We start from the raw sequence: 8,061 nt of genomic DNA on the forward strand, positions 1-8,061 counted from the left end.
CCCGCGGTCGGCGTGCCGTCAGGCGCGGCCCGCCAGGTGGGCGGCGAGGGCCTCGGTGTCCGGGAGGAACCAGACGTGGTCGGCCGCGTTGGATTCGCGGACCAGCGAGCGCAGCGCCGAACTGGCTTCCAGGTGGCGGGAGATGTCGCCGATGACGGCCAGCCGGACATGGTAGTTGACGAACTTCTGCATGACCTCGCCGGCGAACCCGGTGCTCAGGACGAAGAACTTGTCGTCCAGGCGGTCGGCGGCCACGGCGACGATCCCGGCGCCGACGTAGGTCGCGCCGATGAGATCCAGTGCGTCCTGCACGGTGGTGATCGCGGGCCCGGCCGCGTCGCACACGAGCACCTTCACCCCGCTCAGTTCCTGCACTGTGTCTGCCATGGCGCTCTCCTACCGGTCGGGCGTGATGATCCGGATGTGACCATCCGTGTACGAGCCTCAATGTAGGTGGAGCGCCCCGGTGCCCGGAAGCGATTTACCGGCCCGCCGCGGGCTGCGTACCGGGGGCCGCCGCGGCTACCGCCCGGACCGGCTGCGGCCCGTGGGCGCGGAGATGCGCACCCGCTGGGTGGCGGGAGCCCTCTCGATGTCGTCCAGCTGGGCGAGGATGGTGGCGCGCAGCTCCTGGTCGCTCTCGAAGCTGTGGTCGTTGAACAGCGTGTAGCCCGTCCACATCAGGTTGGCGCACACCCGGGCCGGGACCCGGCCGGTCTGGGCGCCCATGCCGACCAGCGCCACCGAGCGGATGCTGCCCGGCGCCAGCCGGTTCTGCCGGTGCACGGCCTGGAATGCGGCGGCGCAGGCGAGCGCCACGTTCAGTGTCTCGCTCACGTTCTGCGAGGAGGTCTGCATCGTGGGCGCCGAGATCAGGAACTTCGGGTTGACCGCCCCGGACGGCACGCAGACCGCGCTGCCCACCGGCAGCGTGCCCGCGTAGCGGTCGCGTATCGCCCGCTGCACCCGCAGCTGGATGCCCGCCCCCAGGTGCCGCTTGACCGCCGCGTCCGTCCCGCCGTCCATCCGGCCACGGGAGTTGGTCGGGCTGACCCAGGCGTCGACCTCCTCGGCGAGGATCGAGCCGTGCCGGATCTCGATGCCGGGGGTGTCGGCGAAGGCCGCCCGCCACGACTCGACCACCGTCGTGTTGAGGTCGGCCAGCACCACCCTCAGCGGGGACTGCGTGCGGTCCGTCGTCATGCTGGAACTCCTGTCGTTCGTCGAGCTGTTTCCCGCGGTCGACCAGGACGTTAGCGGGCACCACTGACAATCCGTCCGCCGCCGGCCGGCCGCCCGGGACTGTCGGTCCCGGCTGCTAGGAATGTGCCGTCTGCCCGCTACCTGACGGACAGTCACCTCATCTTCCGTGATCCGATCCAGCCGGAGTACCACCATGAGCGCTGCCGACACCCCCACCGCTGCCCAGCCCGAGCCGAACGACCCGAACGACCCGCTGGCCCTCGCGGAGCTGTTCCGTGGCGGCGGCGAGCCGTGGCTCCCGCTGCTGAAGCCGGTCATCGAGGCGCAGCCCGGCGCGGCCTCGTTCATCGGTCCGGGCCGCAGCCCGGAGGTCGTGCCCGTCCGCGAGCTGACCTTCCAGGCGCTCAAGCCGCACGCACCGCACAAGTGGAAGGTCGTGGTCTTCGGCCAGAACCCCTACCCGCGGCCGGAGAGCGCCACCGGCATCGCCATGTTCGACAACACCTTCCACGACTGGAAGGACAGCCAGTTCGGCCGGGTGATCAGCATCCGCTGCCTCATCAAGGCCGCGGCGATGTGGAAGTACGGCATCCCCAAGAAGACGCCGATCGCCGACATACGGGCACTGCTGAAGGAGCGGGAGACCGTCCAGCCGCCGGAGTGGTTCCAGGCGATGCTGACCCAGGGCGTGCTGCTGCTGAACGCGGCCCTGACCGCCAGCGCCGACGGCGCGATGGGGCCGGACCAGCACGCCGGGTTCTGGCGGCCGGTGGCCGAGCGGATCATCGAGGAGATCCTGCGGGCCAAGCAGCAGGCCGACGAGGAGGACCGGGGTGTCGTCTTCGCCTGGTGGGGCGCGCACGCGCGCAGCCTGAAGAACGTGGTGCTGCGGCTGCAGAAGAAGTACCCCGAGGTCGAGGTCCGCCACATCGACCACGCCAACCCGGCCGCCCAGGGCGACATCTTCTGCGACGGCGACCACTTCGCCACGGTGAACGCCGCGCTCGCCTCGCTCGGCTGCGAGGAGGTCGACTGGCTCCCCAGCGCGGGCTGGAACACCGGTGCGGCGCAGGGCGGGGGTGCGGACGGCGGGGTCGCCGAGCGGATGGGCGCGTTCATCGCCTCGACCATGGAGCTGCACCAGCTCTACCTGGACCGACTCGCGAGCGTCAAGGACGAGGGCCTCGAACTCCCGGCGATCGGCGGGGTGTTCGAGACGCCGCTGATGGACTTCCGGGAAGCCGTGGCCCCGGTGGCCGAGCTGCTCCGGGGCCTGGACCGGCACGTCGCGCTGTCGCGCGACTTCGGCAAGCGGCGCGCCGACGAGGGGGAGTCCGGCCTGTCCGCCGACGCGATCGCGGCGCTCTACCTCTACACCTGCGAGTCCGCGTTCTACCGGGAGATCAACGCGGTGCTGCGCTCGCCGGACCGCGGCCGGCTGGTGCCGTACCTGCCGTACCTGCGGCTGCTGTTCGCGGCGGTCTCGCAGCTTCCGGTGCGCACCGAGCCGCTCTGGCGCGGGGTCTCGCTGGACCTGCGCAAGCAGTACCCGCTCGGGCGGACGGTGACGTGGTGGGGCGTGTCCTCCTGCACCTCCAAGCTTGGCGTGGCCCAGTCCTTCCTGGGCAGCCGGGGCAAGCGGACGCTGTTCGAGGTGCGCCCGCTGCGGGCCGCGGGCATCCAGCGGTTCTCGGCGTTCACGGGGGAGGAGGAGTTCATCCTGCTGCCGGGCACCCAGCTGAAGGTCACGGACGTGCAGGCCCAGCGCGGCGGGCTGTGCACCGTGACGCTGACCGAGGTCGAGGAGGCGCCCCTGGTGTCCTGAGCCGACCGTGGCCCGCTAAAATCTTACTTGGTTAGGAGATTTACTTGGTTAAGTTATGATGGCTCCTCCGAACAGCAGCCGAGCCGACCACGGGGGAAGCGATGACGTTCGAGACCTTGGGCCTCGACGGCGAGTTGGCACGTGAGCGGGCCCATGTCGAGGCCTGCCGAGCGGCGATGGCCCGGCAGGTGGCGGACGCCGACCACCAGGTCGTCGCCGGCGAGGACGTGTCGGGCGACGGCGCGAGCGCGGAGGCGCTGGGCCGCTACCTGCGGACCCGCGCCAAGCAGCTGCGGGAACTGCCGGACAGCCCGCCCTTCTTCGGCCGGCTCTACTTCGACGACGCGCCCGAGACCGGGGACCACCGCGGGCAGCGCTACTACGTGGGCCGCCGGCGCATCTCCGAGGACCCGACCGTTCCGCCGCTGGTGGTCGACTGGCGGGCCCCGGTATCCCGGGCGTTCTACCGGGCGAGCGCCCACGAGCCGCTCGGGCTCGCCCGCCGCCGCCGGTTCGGCTGGGCGCCGGGGAGCCCGGGCCTGCCGGAGGACCTGACCGGACTGGAGGACGAGCGCCTCGACCGCGCCGAGACGGGCAGGCCCAGCGGAATCCTCGCCGCCGAGATCGAGCGCCCCCGCACCGGGCCGATGCGCGACATCGTCGCGACCATCCAGCCCGAGCAGGACGAACTCGTCCGCGGCGGCCTGAGCGAGTCGGTCTGCGTCCAGGGCGCGCCCGGCAGCGGCAAGACCGCCGTCGGCCTGCACCGCGCCGCGTACCTGCTCTACAGCTTCCCGCAGCGGATCCAGCGCAGCGGCCTGCTGGTCATCGGACCCAACCGGACCTTCCTGCGCTACATCGCCGAGGTGCTCCCGGCGCTCGGCGAGCTGGACGTCGCCCAGCACACCGTGGAGGACCTGGTCGCCGGCGGCTGCACCGTCTCCGCGACGGACGACGAGCGGGCCGCCGCCGTCAAGCAGGACGCGCGGATGGCGGAGGTGCTGCGCCGGGCACTGTACGGCCGGATCCGGGCCACCGGCTCCGAGCCGCTGGTCGTCCCGGACGGCTCCTACCGCTGGCGGGTGTCCGCGGACCGGCTCGACCGGATGGTCGCCGAGATCCGGGAGCAGGCGCCGCCCTACGCCGTCGGCCGGGAGAAGGTCCGCACCCGGGTGGTGGCGATGATCCAGGGCCAGGCCGAGCGGCGGTCCGGCGTTCAGAACTCCGCCTGGCAACGGAAGGTCGGCCGCTGCAAGCCGGTCGCGGCCTTCCTGGAGGCCGCCTGGCCGGCGCTGCGCCCGGAGGCCGTGGTGGCCGCCCTGCTCGGTGACCCCGCCGTACTGGCCGAGGCGGCCGACGGCCTGCTCGCGCCCGAGGAGCAGGCGGCGATCCGGTGGCGGAAGCCGCCGCGCTCCGAGCGGAGCGCCACGTGGTCCGAGCACGACCTCGTCCTCCTCGACGAGGTGGCCGGGCTGATCGAGCGCCCGGCGAGCTTCGGCCACGTCGTGGTGGACGAGGCCCAGGACCTCTCCCCGATGCAGTGCCGGGCGATCGCCCGCCGCAGCACCTTCGGCTCCCTCACCGTCCTCGGCGACCTCGCCCAGGCCACCGCCCCCTGGTCGGCCCGCAGTTGGGCGGAGCAGCTGGCTCATCTGGGCAAGCCGCAGGCCGCTCTGGTGCCGCTGACCACCGGCTTCCGGGTCCCGGCCGCCGTGATGGCGCTGGCCAACCGGCTGCTCGGCGCGCTGGACGTGGACGTGCCACCGGCGGTGTCGCTGCGCCAAGACGGCGAAGTGACGATCCGGGAGGCGGGCGACCTGGGCGGGGCGGTGGTGGCCGCGGTGCGCGCCGCGCTGGAGCGGGAGGGCTCCATCGCGGTGATCGCGGCCGACGGCTCGGTGGCGGGGGTCGGCGCCGCACTGGAGGCCGCCGCGATCCCGAGCGCCTCGGCCGAGGCGCTCGGCAGCACCGCCCGGGTGACGGTGCTGCCGGCCACGCTGGCCAAAGGGCTTGAGTACGACCACGTGATCGTCCTGGAGCCCGCCGCCATCGTCGAGGCGGAGCCGCGCGGACTGCACCGGCTCTACGTGGTGCTGACCCGGGCGGTGTCCCGGCTGGACGTCCTGCACTCCCGGCCGCTGCCGGTTCAGCTGAGCCGGCGAGAGCTCTGACGCGCCGTCAACTCGGTGAGCTCAGCGGCAGCGCCGCACCCAGTAGGCGTAGGTGACGGCCAGCAGCAGCGGACCCCACAGGACCATCAGGGCCTGGCAGCACACCGCCAGTACCCGCCACGAGTCGTTGGTGTACTGCAGGCCGGGGATGATCCCGAGGATCCCGAGCGACCAGTCGACCAGGACGCCGGTCAGCACCAGCCCGCCGAGGGCTGCCGGCACGATCGCCGCGGCCGGCGCCACCCGCCGACCGCCGATCACCGGGACCCAGCCGGGCACGACCTCGCCCCACCCGCGCACCAGACCGATGGAGAGCAGGGCGAGACACTCCGAGACCGTGCTCAGGGTGAGGACGTACGGCGCGATCACCCACCAGCTGTACGTCTTCTCCTGCACCGTCCCCATGGTGAAGCCGAACGCGAACGGCAGGCGCCACAGGCACGCCGGCAGTCCCACCAGGGGGATGGCCCGCGCCACAACGGTGGCCCAGCGCGGAACGGGTCGCTCGGTGCCGCCTGAGGGAGGAGCGGCGGAGGAAGGAGCGGCCGAGGGCATCGTCGTCGTCTTCACGCTCACAACCTTCGGCGTCAGCCGATCCGCCGGCGTCGTCCCGGTGAATGATGCTGGTGCCACTGGAGGGGGAGCCCGTCCGGAACCCCAGTGGTCCGGAGGAAGGAGCGTACGTCCGATGGCGCTGCCGAACCGGCGCGGTGAAGTGCCGCACCATCGAACTACGGCCGTGGCCAGGTGGCTCGACGTCAGAGGAAGTAGAGCCGGCTCAGGGCGACCTCCTCGGCGGGCTCGGAGCGCAGCGGCGTGCCGTCGAGGGTGACCAGCCCGGTCCGCGCATCGACCAGGACCTCGCCCAGGCGGCTGTTGCGGACCATGTCGGCGGGCCCGATGCCGCGGGTGTTCCGGACGGCGACGCGGCGGCGGCGCGTCGTCATGCTGTCGTACGGGCGGTCACCGCTGCCGGAATCGGCCGCGGCGCGGCTGGTGAAGGCGACCGAGAGGTCGGCCGGGGTCGCGCCGTGGGCGCCGAACAGCGGCCCCAGGACCAGGGGTTGGCAGGTCTCGGTGGCCGCGTTCGGGTCGCCGGTGACGCCGTACGCGGGGAACCCGGCCTTGAGGACGAGCTGCGGCTTGGCGCCGAAGGAGGCGGGGCGCCAGAGCACGATGTCGGCGAGCTTGCCGACCTCGATCGAGCCGACCTCGTGGATGAGCCCGTGCGCGATGGCCGGGTTGACGGTCAGCTTGGCGATGTAGCGCAGCACCCGCTCGTTGTCGTCGTCCGGCCCGTCGCCCTCCAGCGGGCCGAGCTCGGCCTTCATCTTGCCGGCCATGGCGAAGGTGCGGCGCACCGTCTCGCCGGCCCGGCCCATGCCCTGGGCGTCGGAGGACGTGATGCCGATGGCCCCCAGATCGTGGAGGACGTCCTCGGCGCCCATCGTCCCGGCGCGGATCCGGTCGCGGGCCATCGCCGCGTCGCCGGGCAGGTCGGTCTTGAGCCCGTGGACGGAGACGATCATGCCGTAGTGCTCGGCCACCGCGTCCCGGCCGAAGGGCAGGGTGGGGTTGGTGGAGGAGCCGATGACGTTCGGCACGCCCGCCATCTTCAGCACGTTGGGGACGTGACCGCCGCCGCAGCCCTCGATGTGGAAGGCGTGGATGGTCCGGCCCTCCAGCACGCGCAGGGTGTCCTCCACCGACAGGCACTCGTTCAACCCGTCCGTGTGCAGGGCCACTTGGACGTCGTGCACCTCGGCCACGGACAGCGCGGTGTCCAACGCCCGGGTGTGGGCACCCATGTCCTCGTGCACCTTGAACCCGCAGGCGCCCCCCTCGGCCAGGGCCTCCACCAGCGGAGCCGGGTGCGAGGACGAACCGCGGCCCAGGAAGCCGATGTTGACGGGCCAGGCGTCGAAGGCGTTGAACGCGTGGCGCAGCGCCCAGGGCGAGTTGACGCCCACGCCCCAGGCCGGACCGACCTCCTGGCCGATGATCGTGGTGACGCCGGAGGCCAGCGAGGCCTCCATGATCCGCGGCGACATCAGGTGGACATGGGTGTCGATGGCGCCCGCCGTAGCGATCAGCCCCTCGCCGGAGACGATCGTCGTCCCGGTGCCGACGACCACGTCCACGCCGTCGAGCGTGTCGGGGTTGCCGGCCCGCCCGATCGAGGTGATCCGGCCCTCCCGGATGCCGATCGAGGTCTTGCGGATGCCCTGGACCGCGTCGATCACCAGCACGTTGCTGATCACCACGTCGCAGGTGTCCCGGACGGCGGCGGCCTTGAGGTGCAGGCCGTCCCGGGCGGTCTTGCCGAAGCCCACCAGGAACTCGTCCCCCGGCCGCTGGGAGTCCGACTCGACCCGGACGACCAGCCCGCTGTCGCCGAGCCGGACCCGGTCCCCGGCACGCGGGCCGTGCACGGCCGCGTACTCGGACGCCTCGATGCTGCTGCTCACCGCTCGGTCTCCTCCGCGTCGTCGTCACCGTTCACCCCGAGGTAGCCCTGCGCGGCGGCCCGCCGCAGCGCCTCCCGCCGGACCCGGGGCGAGTCCAGCGGGCCGTCCACCAGCCCCGCGAAGCCGATCGCGACCCGCTCGCCGCCGATCGGCACCAGGCCGACCTCGACGACGGCGCCCGGGTCGAAGCGCACCGAGGATCCGGCCGGGACGGCCAGGTGCATCCCGTACGCGGCGGCCCGGTCGAAGTCCAGGCGCGGGTTGGCCTCGAAGAAGTGGAAGTGCGAGGTGACCGAGACCGGCACCTCGGCGGTGTTGCGCACGGCCACGGTGCACACCGGCCGTGGGGCGGGGGCGCTGTGGTCGGCGAGGAGGACGGCGCCGGGCGCCGCCT

7 protein-coding genes are annotated in these 8,061 nt (G+C 72.7%); 2 read left to right on the forward strand and 5 right to left on the reverse strand.

From position 1 onward, the window contains the following. Positions 1-18: 18 nt before the first annotated feature. Together ACFVWU_RS43455 and ACFVWU_RS43460 are read right to left on the reverse strand one after the other, a co-directional pair. Positions 19-387, reverse strand: a complete 369-nt coding sequence (locus ACFVWU_RS43455; RefSeq protein WP_387631945.1) for a DUF4180 domain-containing protein — start codon at positions 385-387, stop codon at positions 19-21. Between the two features lie 135 nt (positions 388-522). Further along, positions 523-1,203, reverse strand: coding sequence for a macro domain-containing protein (locus tag ACFVWU_RS43460; RefSeq protein ID WP_387631948.1), 681 nt, complete (start codon positions 1,201-1,203; stop codon positions 523-525). Between the two features lie 193 nt (positions 1,204-1,396). Here ACFVWU_RS43460 and ACFVWU_RS43465 point away from each other — a divergent pair, with 193 nt between their 5' ends. Both ACFVWU_RS43465 and ACFVWU_RS43470 read left to right on the forward strand, forming a co-directional pair. Continuing rightward, positions 1,397-3,028, forward strand: coding sequence for an ADP-ribosyltransferase domain-containing protein (locus ACFVWU_RS43465; RefSeq protein ID WP_387631951.1), 1,632 nt, complete (start codon positions 1,397-1,399; stop codon positions 3,026-3,028). A gap of 101 nt (positions 3,029-3,129) precedes the next feature. Beyond that, a complete protein-coding gene (locus ACFVWU_RS43470; protein ID WP_387631954.1) occupies positions 3,130-5,199 on the forward strand; it encodes a HelD family protein in 2,070 nt (689 codons plus the stop codon). A 21-nt stretch (positions 5,200-5,220) separates the two neighbouring features. Here the strand turns inward: ACFVWU_RS43470 and ACFVWU_RS43475 are convergent, their stop codons facing one another. The 3 genes from ACFVWU_RS43475 to ureB form a co-directional block, all read right to left on the reverse strand. Continuing rightward, complete coding sequence (locus tag ACFVWU_RS43475) at positions 5,221-5,769, reverse strand: hypothetical protein (protein ID WP_387631957.1); 549 nt, start codon at positions 5,767-5,769, stop codon at positions 5,221-5,223. 188 nt (positions 5,770-5,957) lie between these two features. Then, a complete protein-coding gene (locus ACFVWU_RS43480; RefSeq protein WP_387631960.1) occupies positions 5,958-7,655 on the reverse strand; it encodes an urease subunit alpha in 1,698 nt (565 codons plus the stop codon). Between the two features lie 8 nt (positions 7,656-7,663). Further along, the coding region (gene ureB, locus ACFVWU_RS43485) for an urease subunit beta (protein ID WP_387631959.1) at positions 7,664-8,061 on the reverse strand (398 nt) is incomplete at its 5' end.

The organism is Kitasatospora sp. NPDC058190 (genome assembly GCF_042883685.1).
Lineage (GTDB): Bacteria > Actinomycetota > Actinomycetes > Streptomycetales > Streptomycetaceae > Kitasatospora.